11 protein-coding genes and 2 tRNA genes are annotated in these 15,972 nt (G+C 39.8%); 4 read left to right on the forward strand and 9 right to left on the reverse strand.

What is annotated here, in order from left to right; all coding sequences use genetic code 11:
• The 3 genes from HMPREF9969_RS06965 to HMPREF9969_RS06975 all read right to left on the reverse strand — a co-directional run.
• Positions 1-1,206: NCS2 family permease (locus HMPREF9969_RS06965; protein ID WP_009435146.1), on the reverse strand; the 1,206-nt coding region annotated here is incomplete at its 3' end.
• Positions 1,207-1,236: 30 nt separating this feature from the next.
• Positions 1,237-2,013: an NAD(+) diphosphatase gene (nudC, locus tag HMPREF9969_RS06970; RefSeq protein ID WP_004383324.1), complete on the reverse strand. Its 777-nt coding sequence runs from the start codon at positions 2,011-2,013 to the stop codon at positions 1,237-1,239.
• A gap of 51 nt (positions 2,014-2,064) precedes the next feature.
• Positions 2,065-3,813: a bifunctional metallophosphatase/5'-nucleotidase gene (locus HMPREF9969_RS06975; RefSeq protein WP_009435139.1), complete on the reverse strand. Its 1,749-nt coding sequence runs from the start codon at positions 3,811-3,813 to the stop codon at positions 2,065-2,067.
• Positions 3,814-3,997: 184 nt separating this feature from the next.
• On the opposite strand from HMPREF9969_RS06975, the gene HMPREF9969_RS06980 reads away from it, so the two are divergent.
• Positions 3,998-4,510: a hypothetical protein gene (locus HMPREF9969_RS06980; RefSeq protein ID WP_009435147.1), complete on the forward strand. Its 513-nt coding sequence runs from the start codon at positions 3,998-4,000 to the stop codon at positions 4,508-4,510.
• A 258-nt stretch (positions 4,511-4,768) separates the two neighbouring features.
• On the opposite strand, the gene HMPREF9969_RS06985 is transcribed toward HMPREF9969_RS06980, so the two are convergent.
• The 6 genes from HMPREF9969_RS06985 to HMPREF9969_RS07010 form a co-directional block, all read right to left on the reverse strand.
• Positions 4,769-6,487: a DEAD/DEAH box helicase gene (locus HMPREF9969_RS06985; RefSeq protein ID WP_009435143.1), complete on the reverse strand. Its 1,719-nt coding sequence runs from the start codon at positions 6,485-6,487 to the stop codon at positions 4,769-4,771.
• 63 nt (positions 6,488-6,550) lie between these two features.
• Positions 6,551-7,768, reverse strand: coding sequence for an LptF/LptG family permease (locus tag HMPREF9969_RS06990; RefSeq protein ID WP_009435142.1), 1,218 nt, complete (start codon positions 7,766-7,768; stop codon positions 6,551-6,553).
• Between the two features lie 11 nt (positions 7,769-7,779).
• The gene (gene tgt, locus HMPREF9969_RS06995; RefSeq protein WP_009435140.1) at positions 7,780-8,907 is read right to left on the reverse strand and encodes a tRNA guanosine(34) transglycosylase Tgt; all 1,128 of its coding nucleotides are present in this window, start codon (positions 8,905-8,907) and stop codon (positions 7,780-7,782) included.
• The gene (lon, locus tag HMPREF9969_RS07000) at positions 8,904-11,369 is read right to left on the reverse strand and encodes an endopeptidase La (RefSeq protein WP_009435138.1); all 2,466 of its coding nucleotides are present in this window, start codon (positions 11,367-11,369) and stop codon (positions 8,904-8,906) included. The genes tgt and lon overlap by 4 nt, the downstream gene beginning before the upstream one ends.
• 120 nt (positions 11,370-11,489) lie before the next feature.
• Complete coding sequence (locus HMPREF9969_RS07005) at positions 11,490-12,203, reverse strand: tRNA1(Val) (adenine(37)-N6)-methyltransferase (RefSeq protein ID WP_009435145.1); 714 nt, start codon at positions 12,201-12,203, stop codon at positions 11,490-11,492.
• A gap of 17 nt (positions 12,204-12,220) precedes the next feature.
• Positions 12,221-13,252, reverse strand: coding sequence for a diacylglycerol/lipid kinase family protein (locus tag HMPREF9969_RS07010; protein ID WP_009435144.1), 1,032 nt, complete (start codon positions 13,250-13,252; stop codon positions 12,221-12,223).
• A gap of 193 nt (positions 13,253-13,445) precedes the next feature.
• On the opposite strand from HMPREF9969_RS07010, the gene spt reads away from it, so the two are divergent.
• The 3 genes from spt to HMPREF9969_RS07025 all read left to right on the forward strand — a co-directional run bounded on the left by spt (position 13,446) and on the right by HMPREF9969_RS07025 (position 15,944).
• Complete coding sequence (gene spt / locus HMPREF9969_RS07015; RefSeq protein ID WP_009435141.1) at positions 13,446-14,636, forward strand: serine palmitoyltransferase; 1,191 nt, start codon at positions 13,446-13,448, stop codon at positions 14,634-14,636.
• 1,125 nt (positions 14,637-15,761) lie between these two features.
• Positions 15,762-15,835 (forward strand) — tRNA-Pro (locus HMPREF9969_RS07020).
• Between the two features lie 36 nt (positions 15,836-15,871).
• Positions 15,872-15,944 (forward strand) — tRNA-Gly (locus HMPREF9969_RS07025).
• Positions 15,945-15,972 lie beyond the last annotated feature (28 nt).

Raw genomic sequence — 15,972 nt, forward strand, 5'->3', positions numbered from 1 at the left:
AAATGACAAAATACCTAGACAGATACCATCAGCGATAGAGTAGCAGAGCACCATGGTTATCATTGTGATGAAGGCTGGGAATGACTCTGTAATATCATTCAAGTTAATCTTCTTCACGGAATCAATCATCAACACACCTACCATAACCAAAGCTCCACTTGTTGCAGCACTTGGAATAAGCATGAAGATAGGGGAGAGGAAGAGTGATACAAGGAACAGAATACCTACAAAGAATGCAGTTACACCAGAACGACCACCTTCGGCAATGCCGCTTGCACTCTCAACGTAAGTTGTAAGTGTTGAGCTACCTAACATTGCACCGCAGGTAGTTCCTATGGCATCACTCATCATAGCTTCTTTTACGCGTGGGATATTACCATTTGGTTCCACAATACCCGTCTTATCTGCTAAGCCCATAAGAGTACCAATCGTATCAAAGATATTTACCAATAACAATGAAAAGACAACCAATACCGTCTTGAGGTTCAAAAGACCACTAAAGTCGAACTTACAGAATATCGGACTAATATCTTGTGGTGCAGAGAAAGGCATCCAACTACTAGGAATAACTGTTACTCCTAAAGGAATACCGATGACGGTTGTAATAATAATACTCCAGAATAGCGAACCTTTGACATTCTTAGCCATTAACACACCACTCAATAAGATGGCAATTATACCAAGAATACAACTAGGAGTGAAAGCACCAAGCCCAACAAAGGTAGCATCTTTCGCAACGATAATTTCTGCATTCTTGAGTCCTATAAAGGCAATGAACATACCGATACCCGCTGATATGGCGTATCGTAAATTGTTCGGTATAGAATCGAGAATCATCTCACGTACATTAAAGAAAGTAATGAGGATGAAGACAATTCCCTCAATAAGCATAATAGCTAAAGAGTGTTGCCAAGAATAACCCATAGTTTGGCAAAGCGTGTAAGCAAAGAAAGCATTAAGACCCATGGAAGGGGCTTGTGCAAATGGTAGCTTAGCCATGAAAGCCAATAACAAGGTAGCAATAGCAGCTGCTAAGGCTGTACCAGTGAACAATGCGCCTTTATCCATTCCTGTGGAGGTAAGGATAGCAGGATTGACGGCTAAGATATAGCTCATCGTTAAGAAGGTTGTAGCTCCTGCAATAAGTTCAGTACGGAGCTTCATTGACTTGGGGTTAAAGCCAAGGGCTTTTTCTAAGAAAGTCATCATTGTTTTAAGGTTTAAATACTCTTTAGTTTATATTGAAGTTTGATTTATCCAATCATCAAGAATCATGCGCGCGATTGACAAACGTTCAGGAATATTGGGCAGATTCTCTTTTGTGAACCATGCTCCTTTTGATATTTCGCTTTGCTGTAACTGTAAATCGCCTCCATCATAATCTGCATTGAAGCCCACCATTAGCCCACAAGGATAAGGCCAGGGTTGGGAACCGAAGTATCGTAGGTTCTTTATCTTGATACCTGTTTCTTCAGCTACTTCACGATGCACTGCTTCTTCTAGTGTTTCTCCTGTTTCAACGAAACCTGCAACTAATCCAAAGAAGTCAGATTTGAAATTGCGTGCATGAACTAGCAACACTTCATCACCTTTATGAACAAGGACGATAATAGCTGTCGCTAATTGTGGCCATACTTCTTTCGCACAATTCGTGCAACGTTTCGATATGTCTGTGTGCATTTTCATGGGTGCTCCACACACACCGCAGAATTTTGTGTTCTGATCCCAGTAAAGCAGTTCATGACATTTGCCAGCCTTCAAGTACAATTCAGTTGAAAGAAGATAAAAGGAAGGTCTAAGTCCGCACATCTCGTAATTGGGATTATCAGTTACAGGACTATCAATCATGAAAGCCTTTACCTCTGTACCATCCTCCGTTGGACCAATATTCATCACATGAGTCCAAGGACGTAAGGCGATAGGTGGTTCTTCTGAAAGTGGAATGGTATAGTTATTACCAACCTTCTCTAACAGAAGGTCGGTCTTACAAAAGATAAACCAGTAATATTTCATCTTTATGATAGTTATAATCAGCTGTTTATGAAGTTTATGCTCCCTTCTAACTTATTCTCCAAACAAGAGCTTACGGTCACGTGCAGCTGCTGGGACGGTCCACTCTTCTGGTATGAACTTCCAATTTTGATGTGCTTGCGGATTCATAGTACCAGCCTTCTTGATCTCTTCCATGAGGTAATGGCGTTGATCTTTCGGACTCTCCCAGATTATCCTACTTTGAAGTGAATCATGTGGTATTCCAGCTCCCTTTGTGAGTAGTTCCCCACCGCCATTTGCACGATAACTATTAACAGCCACAGTGTACCATTTATGCTCATCGAAGGGTTGCCCATTGCTCATACGTAAGATGTGAACTTTCTCGCCATTAGGTTTAGTTACATCAACCGTATAATCGATACCAGCAGCAGAATCGAAGTTAAATGAGAAGTTCTTGAAGCCTAAACGTTGTGCATCATTCTGCGTGTTAGAGAGTAACAACAGATGATCATCAGGACTCTTCATCGTGTTTACCCATAAGTCGTAACTCATTTCAAGGTGCTTGCGAATCTCTTCGCCAGTCATCTTTATCACACAGAGTTGGTTTTCGTATTTATAAAGGTTGAACATATCGCCCACTGTTACAGGACCAGCCTTGATAACAGAGTTAAATTGTAGAGGAGCGTTAAAGGCAATATCAGCCTTTGTAATCTTTAGTTCCAGGTCGAGGATTAGATCGTTGAAAGCAGAATTACCGAAGAAGCAGTCCTTCGTGTAGATTGTATTTTCAAAATTACCAATCACCTGTTCACTCCATTGTTTTACAGCATCTATCTCTGGTTGGAAATGCTTAATGAAAGCCTCATCAGCTTTCAAGTCCCTCACATCCACGAGTTCGCCTTTTGCCTTCGTCAATGTGTATTGTTTCTTTCCTTTGATGTTCTTAGGAGTCAATGTTAGTGTCGCCATTGCTACGCGTTGCGCATTGTTAGCAGGGTCAAGGCAGATGACTTCCTTACCTATGATGTTTCGTTCGGTTGAATTATGAGGCGTGTGATCGTGTCCGAAGAAGACAACATCAAAGCCAGGAACCTCCTGCGCCACCTTTTGAGATGCATCCTCATCATATTGGGGCGTCTTGATACCTCCATTCCAACCAGAATGGAACAAACCAACTATAACGTCAGGATTCTCCTTCTTTTTCACCTCTGCCATGGTACGTTTAGCGCATGAAACCATCTCATCGAAACGAAGTCCACTCCATATTGTTTCCTTCAACCAGTTAGGTATTGCAGGTGTCAGCATACCGATAACACATACTTTCAGTCCGTTCTTCTTTTTGATGACCGTATAAGGAAGAATGTAAGGTTTGTTAGTTCTAGTATTGATGATATTTGCACCAAGAATAGGGAAGTGCAGTTCTTTAAACCACTTGTCATAGACACTATGCCCTGTCTCAATATCATGGTTACCTACAGTGGCAGCATCATATCCCATATAGTTGAGCACACTCGCTGCAATATTCGTTTTCTCAGGAGCTACGTAGTTGTAATAATAAGAGATAGGTTGCCCTTGCAAGATATCTCCGTTATCCAATAGGTAAACATTCTCTTTACCCTCCTTCTTACGTAAGTCTTCAACGAAAGTATTTACTCTTGCCATGGAACCGCTCTTTGGCTTACGTGTAATGAAGTCGTAAGGAAAGAACGAGCCATGTACGTCAGATGTTTCAACGATCTTAATGGTAATATCTTTCTGTTGTGCCATGGAGGATGAACTGATCCCTAGCATGATTGTGAGTGCAATTGTTGATAGTTTCATACTTTTATTTTAAAATCACTTGCAAAAGTAATAAATTAAACGGGAATAAACAACGTTGGTCTTATTTGATTTTGCATTGTAGTTTCAATCGTTGTAGGTTGTTTCGTGGCTTTAAGGATAATAAAATGAGTTATTTGTCGTTTGTTGTAATGTCTGGTTTATAACCTTTTATAAGTGTGAGTGTATGTACAAGAAAGGGCTAATTAAGTTATTACGATACCTATTGTGTATCGAACTTCTATGGTTGATTGTTGTTTGGTTATCTCCATGGTCATTCTATCCTGTTATTACAAAGTTTGCTCAGTTTACACTTCCCTGGTTAGTTCTTTTCTTTCTTATTCGTTTTGTTAGGTGTCGGTGGGAGCAGAATTATGAGGTACTTATAGGTTGTTTGTATAGTTTGTTATGGGTAATGGTGCCTGTTCTATTTGTTATACAAATCTTCTACTCATGGCTTCTGATGTCAGATAGCGAAACTACTCAGGTAACTTATGAAGATGATAAGTATCGAGTCACAGAACTTTATGGCTTCTTTACAACTAATTCTGATAATGTGAGAATAGAGGAACATTGGGGACCTTTCTATCGTGAGGTGTATTATGGTGATCTTTATTCTGCACATACAAAAACGTTGAAAAGTAAGGTTGCAATACAACGATTTTTGGAGAAACAGAAGAAGGAAGGTTATGCTCCTTAACAAGGTTAAATAGTGCTTGCTATAGGGTTGCATCTTTACGTTCTTTGTGCTTTTCTAGTGTGGCTTTTTGTGCATTAAGTTAAAGTGCGCTTGTACTTTAACTTAAACTCCATTTGTACTTTAACTTAAAGGGCAATCGTACTTTAACTTAAAGTCTCATTGTACTTTAAGTTGAAGTATCATGCAGAGAAAAGTTATGGTAAAAAGAAAGCCTGTAGCTTACTTGCGTATAGCTACAGGCATTATCATCATCGGATGTTATTTCTTTCCAAGATTACGGAGCCACTTAAGCGGCTTCTTTATCAGTGCTTTCAATCCAGAGTCACTCTTAGAACTTGTTGGTAGCTCTTCACGAATATCGTACTTCGTACTTCTTCTAGCACCCTTCTCGTTCGTGTTACGCTGACGATTGTTATTCTTCTTCTTTTTGTTGTTAGGCTTTCTATTTTGTTGAGCGTTCGTCTTCTGACTAGCCTCCTTATTGTTTGCAGCCTCCTTGTCGTTTCGTCTGTTATTGTTAGGCTTCGTCTGCTTGTCAGTTTGCCTATTCTTGTCTTGACGATTATTCCGCTTGTTTGCGCTCTTTACCTCAACAGCATTGTTATTATTGTTCTGCTGTTCTTGCGCTTTGTTCTTCTGCCTGTAGTTAGGCTTACGCTCCTGCGAGTGCTGCACCTTATTGTCAGAAGATTCTTGACTTTGCTGTTCGGGGCGTCTTGAACGTTGCTTGTTATTGCCCTGTTTCTTATCCTTGTGACTTTGATAGTCCCTATTCTTCCTGCGAATGCTCTTTGCGCTAGCTCCCCTCTTAGGCTTTCCGTTGCTCTTATACTCTGGTGCTTCGCCCAATCCATCAGGTAGTTGAACCTTCTCGATCTCCTTACCTAAGAATGACTCAATCTGCTGAAAGAAGTAGATGTCATCTTCATTCACAAGTGTGATAGCAGTTCCATCATGATCAGCACGTGCAGTACGACCAATGCGATGTACATAGTCTTCTACATCGTGTGGCACATCATAATTAATAACCATTGTGATGTCATCAATATCAATACCACGTGAGACAATATCAGTTGCCACTAAGACGTCAACTTGCCCGCTCTTGAACTTGAACATTATGTCGTTACGCTGCTCTTGGTCAAGGTCGGAGTGCATCTCACCGCAGTTGATATGCTTACGACTAAGCGAACCAGCAATCTGCTTAACCTTTTGTTTCGATCCAGAGAAAATAATGACACGCTTCATGTTTCCACCTTTGAAGACATCCTTGAGTATCCCCATCTTCTGTGTTTCGTAACACACGTATGCCATCTGATGTATCTTTTCTGCAGGTTTGCTGACAGCTAACTTGATTTCTACTGGATTCTTTAGCAGTGTCTTAGCGAGTTCCTCAATCTTCTTAGGCATTGTAGCCGAGAACATAATCGTTTGGCAAGTACTAGGGAGCTTCTTGGCAATGGTCATAATGTCCTCAGAGAAACCCATATCAAGCATACGATCAGCCTCGTCAAGAATGAAGAAGCTAACCTTTGACAAATCAACATTGCCTAATGAAAGGTGAGAGATGAAACGCCCAGGAGTAGCTATGACGACATCGGCTCCGAGCGATAAACTCTTAAGTTCCTGGTCATAGCGATTGCCATCATTGCCACCATAGACAGCAACGCAGGAAACGCCATTCAGATAATAAGCAAAACCTTGCATTGCTTGGTCAATCTGCTGTGCGAGTTCGCGTGTTGGTGACATGATCACACAATTTATGGCAGACTCTGGGTAGCCTCCATCGGCTAATTTAGATAATACTGGCAAGAGATAAGCCGCAGTCTTACCAGTTCCTGTTTGTGCAACGCCTAATACGTCGTGACCTTTTAATATTTCTGGAATGCACTTCTCTTGTACGGGCGTACATTTATCAAAACGCATATCATAGAGTGCGTCGAGTACATTATCGTTTAAATCTAAATCTTCAAAAAACATAATTTACAATTTATCCTCTTTGTCACAGAGGGTAGTTCTTACTTCTTCTTCTAACTCTCCTTATTAACTTGGTGCATGTCTATAACAGAAGTATGCGACAATAGCAAAGATAATGTTCGGTATCCATGCCGCGAGCATTGGTGGTGTGTTGTCTTGGATAGCGAAGGTAGCAGAAACAGTTTGCAACATAATATAGCTGAAGCTCAATGCAAGACCTATACCTAACGATAGCCCCATTCCACCTTTTCGCTTGCGAGAAGAAAGAGTCAATCCAATAATCGTCAATATGAAAGAGGAGAACGACATGGCTATACGTTTATGGAACTCAACCTCATATTGCACCACATTCCCTGAGCCACGACTTGTCTGCTTAGAAATATAATCAAGAAGCTCTGGTGAAGTGAAAGTTTCTTGTTGTCCTTTTGAATATACAAGGTCAGTAGGCTCCATGAGTAGAACCGTGTCCTTAGTTGCTCCACTCTGAATGTGTTCCTTCAGTCCTTTGAGCGTTCTTATTTTCCAGTTACTTAACTTCCAATGATACTTTGAGTCAGCAATCGTATCATATTGAATCTCCATTGCGGTTAAGTGACTTACAATCTTCTTGTTTTTGATCTTAACAAGCGAAAAGCCATAACCACGCTTGTATTGGTCGTCATAATTCTGGATATAAGCAGTGGTGTTCTTAGCTACAAATAGTTGGATGTCCTCCGCAGATGTATTCTTCTTCGAATTACGATATAAGGTTTCAAAGTTCTGTCTGATAACAGTGCCATGGGGGATGACAAAGCTATTGAGATAGAATGTTAAGCCTGCAATGACTACGCATGAGAGCATGTAAGGACGCATTAACCTCTTTATAGACACGCCTGCTGCTAACATTGCTATAATCTCCGAGTTTCCAGCTAACTTAGATGTGAAGAATATAACAGCAATGAATACAAATAGCGGTGAGAAGAGGTTGGAATAATAAGGTATGAAGTTGGCATAGTAATCAAAGATGATGGCTCGCCATGGTGCGTGGTATTGCGTGAACTTTGAGAGATTCTCATTAAAGTCGAATACAATAGCGATGGAGATAATCAAAAGGATGGCATAGATATAAGTTCCAATGAACTTCTTAATGATGTACCAATCAAGAATGCCAAGATATCTAGTTGGGGAGATCTTCTTTAGTAAGTTTCCCACCTTATATATATAAGGTAGGCAAGGCTTAATCCTTTGACTAAGCTTACCTAGTAATCCTTTAATTATGCTTACAATCTCTTTGACCTTATGCATTGTGCGTATCCTTAAATTCTTCTTCCTAATTGCTCAATTACAGATGCCTTCCACTGAACGAAGTCGCCTTGCTCAATATGTGTGCGTGCGTCTGTTACCAAACGAAGATAGAAAGCTAAGTTGTGTATACTAGCAATCTGCATTGCTAATAGTTCGCCTGCCTTGAATAGATGATGTAGATAGGCTTTACTTGTAATTTGATCGATGTCACATCCGTCAGGATCAACAGGGGAGAAGTCTTTCTCCCATTTCTTGTTACGCATATTCATCGTTCCATTGTAAGTAAAGAGCATTGCATTACGACCATTACGTGTAGGCATGACGCAATCGAACATATCAACACCACGCTCGATAGCCTCAAGGATGTTTTGTGGTGTACCTACACCCATCAAGTAACGTGGCTTATCTTTAGGTAGAATCTCATTAACTACCTCGATCATTTCATACATAACATCAGTAGGCTCACCGACAGCTAGTCCGCCAATGGCATTACCATCAGCACCTTGATCCGTCACAAACTTAGCAGCCTCTCGACGTAAGTCTTTGTAGGTGCATCCTTGAACAATAGGGAAGAGGCTTTGCTCGTAACCATAGAGAGGTTCGGTCTCATTGAATCGTTTGATACAACGAGTTAACCAACGTTGGGTCATGCCTAGACTCTTCTTTGCATATTCGTAATCACTTTGACCTGGAGGACATTCATCTAGCGCCATCATGATGTCTGCACCTATGATACGTTCTGTATCCATAACATTCTCTGGTGTGAAGAAATGCTTAGAACCATCAATATGGCTCCTAAACTCACATCCTTCCTCTGATAACTTACGAATACCAGTTAATGAGAATACTTGGAACCCACCTGAATCAGTAAGGATAGGGCGCTCCCAACCATTAAAGCCATGCAAGCCACCTGCAGCTTTTAATACATCTAAACCTGGACGTAGATAAAGGTGATAAGTATTACCTAAGATAATCTGCGCCTTTACCTGTCTTCGTAGTTCTTCAAAGTGTACACCTTTCACAGAACCCACAGTACCCACTGGCATAAAGATAGGAGTCTTTATCTGTCCATGGGCTGTCGTGATTAGTCCTGTACGTGCATCGCTTGCGTTATCTGTGTGTTGCAGTTCAAATGTCATTTCTTTGTAGCTTTATTGTCTTCAGATATAGTGAAGTCTACTGGATGTTCTACCAGCTCATCGGTAAGAGCGAAATCCCATACTTGTTTGATATTCTCAACGAAGTGGAACTCAATACCCTTTCTGTAAATCTCAGGTATTTCTTCAATATCTTTCTTGTTCTCCGAACACATTACGATATCTGTAATACCTGCACGTTTAGCGGCAAGGATTTTCTCTTTAATACCACCAACTGGAAGAACTTTACCACGAAGCGTTATCTCGCCAGTCATAGCAGTGTTTTTGCGCACTTTGCGTTGTGTAAGGGCTGAGGCTATACTTGTAGCAATAGTTATACCAGCGGAAGGACCATCCTTTGGTGTTGCTCCTTCTGGCACATGGATGTGTATGTTCCATTGTTCAAAGATACGATAATCAACCCCTAAAGTATCAATGTGTGCTTTGACATATTCGAGTGCAATAACCGCTGATTCCTTCATCACATCTCCAAGATTACCAGTTAGTGTTAACTTTCCAGCCTTTCCCTTTGATAGAGAAGTCTCAATAAACAATATCTCACCCCCCACACTTGTCCAAGCAAGTCCTGTTACTACACCTGCGTATTTATTTCCTTGATAAATATCACGTGTGAAAGGAGGCTTGCCAATGAGATCTTCCAATGCATCTGGAGTAATCTTCGTGTAAGGTAAGTTAGCATTCATCGCTTGTTCAAATGCTAATTTACGCATTACCTTATTGATTTGTTTCTCTAATTGACGTACACCACTCTCACGTGTGTAACTTTCAATAATCTTTTCTAATGCGCTCTTTGTAAACTTTGGTTTAACTTCTAACTGATCTAAGCCCGTATTTTCGAGCTCTTTTGGAATCAAGTGTCGTTTTGCTATTTCTATCTTTTCTTCTGTGATATAGCCTGAGACATTGATTAATTCCATGCGATCTAACAAGGGTCTCGGAATTGTATTGAGATCATTGGCTGTTGCTATGAAAAGTACCTTTGAGAGGTCATAATCTATGTCAAGGTAGTTGTCATGGAAAGCACTATTCTGTTCAGGGTCAAGCACTTCCAATAATGCAGAAGAGGGATCTCCATTAATGGTGTTTTGCGTTATCTTATCAATCTCATCAAGGATGAAGACAGGGTTGGAAGAGCCTGCCTTTTGTATGTTCTTGATGATACGACCAGGCATAGCACCTATGTAAGTCTTGCGATGACCTCTAATTTCAGACTCGTCATGTAAACCACCTAACGATACACGTACATACTTACGTTTCATAGCTTCTGCAATACTTACTCCTAAGCTAGTCTTTCCTACACCTGGAGGACCATAAAGGCAGAGGATAGGAGACTTTAGACTGCCACGTAATTGTAATACAGCTATATATTCAAGGATTCGCTCCTTGACCTTCTCCATTCCATAATGATCTTTATCTAATATACGCTTTGCACGCTTTAAGTCGAGATTATCAGTTGTATATTCATTCCATGGTAAGGCTACCATCGTTTGAAGATAGTTTACTTGTATGCTATAATCAGGACTTTGAGGGTTTAGTGTGTCGAGCTTATCAATTTCTTTTTGGAAGATTTTAGCAACATCTTGTGACCATTTCTTATTTTTTGCCTTTTCCAGTAATTCCTTCTTATCTGGTGCAGAATCGCCATCACCAAGTTCTTCCTTTATATTCTTAATTTGTTGATGGAGAAAGTATTCACGCTGTTGTTCATCAAGATCCTCACGTGTTTTTGAGCGAATATCTTGGCGTAAATGTTGGAACTGGATCTCTCTATTTAAGACCTTCATTAGTCTGAAGAGACGATCTTTTATGGAGTTCTCTTCCAACATTTGAATCTTATCAGCTACGGGGAAAGGCATTGTAGAGCAGGTGTAGTTGACAGCAATGATAGGGTTGCCCATGTTGTCAAGTGCAAGCTGAGTATCATCAGGAACTTCCTCGCTCCCATGAATATACTCCTTAGCTACTAACTTCATGTCTTCTACAGCAGTAATGAATTCCTTATCTTTCTTAGGATCCATTTCTTCTTGCAGCGCCTCAGTAAAACCTTTCATGTAAGGTGATTTGGTCGTTATCTCTTTGATACGACATTTGCCAAATCCTTGTAAAATAATGGTTTTGTTATCTCCCTCATAATTGCCCGGCATATCAAACGCACGTACATAGCGTGCATAGATACCTGTTTTATAGATGTCGTCCTCTTGTGGCTCATTGACATTGCTATCCTTCTGACTTACAATGGCAATGATGGTTTCTGGATTTTTCTCCAAATATTTTACCAATGCTAATGTTGCCTTTCTTCCAACAAGGATGGGGGAAAGGATTCCAGGGAACATTACGAGGTTGCGGGTTACGAAAATGGGGATTTCACCATTAACTTTGATATTTAAGTCAGGTAAGTCGCCTTCGTAATCTGTAAACATCTGTATTGAGCTATTTTGTTTCATAAAGTTTTGTTATACCTATATTAGCTTGCAAAGTTACAAAATAAAAGCGAAAGACAGAAGAATTAGTGTGCTTTAATGTTTTGTAACCTTGATGCAATTCTATGGTGATGAGTTGTTTTCTTACTTAATGTAAAAATCTTTAGTAAGATGATGGTACCACTCTGAACGCTCTCCATTGTCTTGCATTAATGTTACGTTTGTCTCTTCTTTCGGTGTGGTTAATGTTTTTTTAAATTCGAGTAAACACCGTTTAGGTGACTTGGATTCTTTTGTTTTTATATTAACAACTTTAGTGGTTGATAATCCACAAAATACAGCCTCTGACTCTATAATAATTTTATTGTCTGATGGAATAATGATAGAGAGAAGCCCTCCATCTTTCAATAGGCGTGATGCGTGATGTAGTAAATCATGGGGTGTTAAAGAGTCTGTGTGTCTTGCAATAGTCCTTTCTTGTAAAGGGCTTTTTAATGATTTTATAAAGTAGGGGGGATTACTCACAATCGCATCATAAATGTTGTCAAAGTCAGTTTGGAATGTATCTGGATGATACTCTTGTAAAGAAGTATGGATGAGACTAATTCTATTATTAAATGGCGATAATAGTGTGTTGGTCGTTGCATCTTCTAATGCTTTAGCGTCGATTTCTATAGCATCAATGTAGGCATTAGGGAAACGCTGAGCCATCATTAAGGCTAGAAGTCCAGTTCCTGTTCCAATATCTAATATCCTTGCGCCACCTTGCGCCCATGCTCCAAGGAGTATACCATCAGTGCCAACTTTCATAGCAGAATGTTCTTGGGTGATATGAAAGTTTTTTAGTGTAAAGCCCATTCTTCTTATTGGTACAGTTATATATTCAACTTACGTAATATTGTCTTGTTGATAGCTTGCACCTTTCTACTTTGTTTGGTGATATCCTGCCTCATTAAGTCAATGTTATAGAAAATTTCAGAGAAAGCTGTTTGTAGTATATTGGGCTGTCTGTGTGTCTTATCAGCATTGTGATTAATCACGATGTTGATTCCCTTTGACACAATAGATATATCAACGTCAGCACCAGAAAGTACGGGGTCTCCATCGTAGTGGATTACTCCTTCTTTCTTTCGATGGATATGTATTTTCTTTGCTTTGAAAGTTTTGATTTTGAGGTTCTTGTCAAGAGTTTTGTTAAAGAGTTCAATAGCTACTTGTGGTGCCTCAATAATATCGAAAGGTTCCATGATAATGATGTCTAATAGTCCATCACTCATAGAAGCTTGAGGAGCTATGTAAGCGTTGTTACCATATTGAGAAGCGTTGGCGGCTGATACGAGGAAGGCTTTGTAGCGTTTGACTCCATCTTCATCTTCTATCTCATAAGTTTCTGGTTGGTATTTGAGTCCTTCTTCCAAAACTTTTTGCATGTAGGTGATAGGTCCTCGTTTACCAGCTTGAGCAAATTGCATTGATATAAATGCGTCGAAGCCCATACCACAGGTACAGAAGAAAGGGTGCTCATTAATGATACCATAATCTAAGGCTCTAATTTCGCATTCATTTATGATATCTATACATTTCTTGAGGTTCATCGGTAGATTTAAATGGCGTGCAAGTCCATTACCTGACCCACAGGGTAAGATTGCCATAGCAGTCGATGTGTTGATTAATGATTTACCGATTTCGTTTACAGTCCCATCGCCTCCAACAGCAACGACAATATTGACGCCCTCTTTTACTGCTTGTTTTGCTAACTCTGTGGCATGTCCTGCATATTGTGTTTCTAATATGTTGTAATCAAATTCACTTTTGTTAAGTCGTTCTTCAATAAGATCGGGAATACCAGCCTTGCTGATAGTTCCTGATATAGGATTAAGAATGAAAACGATTCTTTTCTTATTCATAGTGCTGTATGGTCAGAGTATAGTTCCTTCGGCAAAGTTACACATTAATCTTATATCTTATTGAGAAAGGGGTATGAAAAAAACTTTAAAAAGCACTTTTCTAATCAAATTGTTCTTTTTGTCGTACAAAGTTAGTATCTTTGCAACCTAAAATAATTATTATGTAGTCGTTGGCTACACCATATTAAATATAATGGGACAGTTACAAGATAAGTACAAAAGTTACCGTGATCCGCAGAAGTTTATAGAAGCAGGAGTTTATCCTTATTTCCGCGAGATTACGAGTAAGCAAGGAACAGAAGTTACAGATATCGATGGAAACGAGATTCTCATGTTTGGCTCTAATGCCTATACGGGTCTGCCAAATGATCAGCGTGTTATAGACGCAGCACATCGTGCTTTAGACAAGTATGGTACTGGGTGTGCAGGTAGTCGTTTCTTGAATGGAACGTTGGATCTTCATGTTCAATTAGAGAAAGAACTTGCAGCTTTTGAAGGAAAGGATGAAGCTCTTGTTTTCTCTACTGGTTTCTCCGTCAATGCTGGCGTTCTAGCAATGGTTGTTGGGCGTGGTGATTATATTATTTGCGACGATCGTGATCATGCTAGTATTGTTGATGGTCGTCGTTTGAGTTTCGCAACTCAACTTCACTATAAGCATAATGATATGGTGGATTTGGAGCGTGTTCTCCAGAAACTTCCGCATGAGGCTGTGAAACTTATCGTTGTAGATGGTGTCTTCTCAATGGAAGGTGATTTAGCTAATCTACCAGAGATTGTGAAACTGAAGCATAAATACAACTGCTCTATTATGGTTGATGAGGCACATGGTTTAGGTGTGTTTGGTCGTCAGGGTAGGGGCGTTTGTGATCATTTCCATGTAACAGATGAAGTTGATTTGATCATGGGAACGTTCTCAAAGAGTCTTGCATCAATAGGTGGTTTTATTGCAGGAGACAAGGATACAATCAATTATCTTCGTCATACATGTCGTACATACATCTTCTCTGCAAGTAATACACCTTCAGCTACAGCTGCGGCTTTAGAGGCTCTTCATATCTTAGAAAATGAACCAGAGCGTATAGAACATTTATGGAAAGTTACAAACTATGCTTTGAAGCGTTTCAAGGAGGAGGGTTTCGAGATTGGTGAGACAGAGAGTCCGATCATTCCACTTTATGTTCGTGATATACAGAAGACTTTTATTGTAACGAAGTTGGCATATGAGGCAGGTGTGTTTATCAACCCTGTTATTCCTCCTGCTTGTGCACCTCAAGATACACTTGTTCGTTTTGCTTTGATGGCTACTCATACAGAGGAGCAGGTTGAGCGTGGCGTACAGGCGTTGAAGAAGATTTTTAAAGAAGAAGGTATCATTAAGTAGAAGTTTCTTCTAATTGATATTTTCGTCACTGAAATAGAGGAGAAGGTTGTGTGTTATTACGCAATCTTCTTTTTCTTTTCTATGTTCTTTTTTTGAAATCCAAGTTCTCCTAATCACATTAATCAGAATCTTTTGTAGTGCATTTACCTTTGACTCTGATCTTGCTAACGCTAATTTCTGACCTTGCTAAGGTTAATCTTTGAGTTTGCTAACGCTAATCTTTGACGCTAAGAACGCTTATCTCTAAGCATACGAGCACTAACTTCTGAAACTTTTTGGGGCAATCTCGCGACTGCACTCCTCCCCTCTCGGGGAGAAGGAGCCCCACCCAGCCTCCCCGAAGGGGGAGGAGTGCCTATGCGCACATAAGAGGATAAGGACTTTTGACTCTTTTTTCAGATAATTTCTGCAAAATACTTGCAAACTTGCCTCCTCCCCTTTCGGGGAGGTCGGGTGGGGCTTCTGTTCTCTGTTTGCAAAGGTAAGCAACTTTATTCAGAAAGCAATCGTTTTTGGGGGTATTGGAGTAACAAGTTCCGCAAATGCCTTTGTAACTATCTGTTTTACAGAGAGATAAGTAAAAGCAGCCTCCCCCCCAAGCTTTTTATTCCCAATCACACAATCACAATCACAAAATCACAAAAAGGATTTTCAATGTGTAAAAAAGGGGTTCTTATATAATATAATACCTTATTAATAAATAATAATATATAATGATACATTATTTATAGTAAGAAAAAATGCGATACTACCATAATTGATTTTGTGATTTTGTGATTGTGATTTTGTGATTGATATGAATTTCATTTGTTTTCATTTTGATATTTCTTATTTGCTAAACTCTTTGTCGCAAAATACCCTTTAAAAGTAAATTTGAATTGAAATAATGCAGGCAACGATGGAATGTAATTTTCTGTATTATTTTGTCCTATGTAGGTGTAGATAAATGTATAGTGTTGTTTATCAGTCTTTTACATATATTCTTTGGGTGCCCAAAGTTCTTTGTTTAAAAAATAAATGAACTTTTTGATAGAAAAATCGCAGAAACATTTGGTAGTTTCAAAAAAAAGTACTACCTTTGCACTCGCAATTCAGAAATACTGCTAATAATTCCTGGATATGCAACGGGGCGTAGCGCAGCCCGGTAGCGCTCCTGGTTTGGGACCAGGCGGCCGCAGGTTCGAATCCTGTCGCCCCGACAATCATCAATCTTTAGAGTAAGTAGATGTTTTATTGCGGCAATAGCTCAGTTGGTAGAGCACGACCTTGCCAAGGTCGGGGTCGCGAGTTCGAGTCTCGTTTGCCGCTCTTATTTGTTAGAAAGAGAAACATACAT

Origin of the sequence: Prevotella sp. oral taxon 306 str. F0472 (assembly GCF_000257925.1) — a bacterium.
Classification (GTDB): Bacteria; Bacteroidota; Bacteroidia; order Bacteroidales; family Bacteroidaceae; genus Prevotella; species Prevotella vespertina.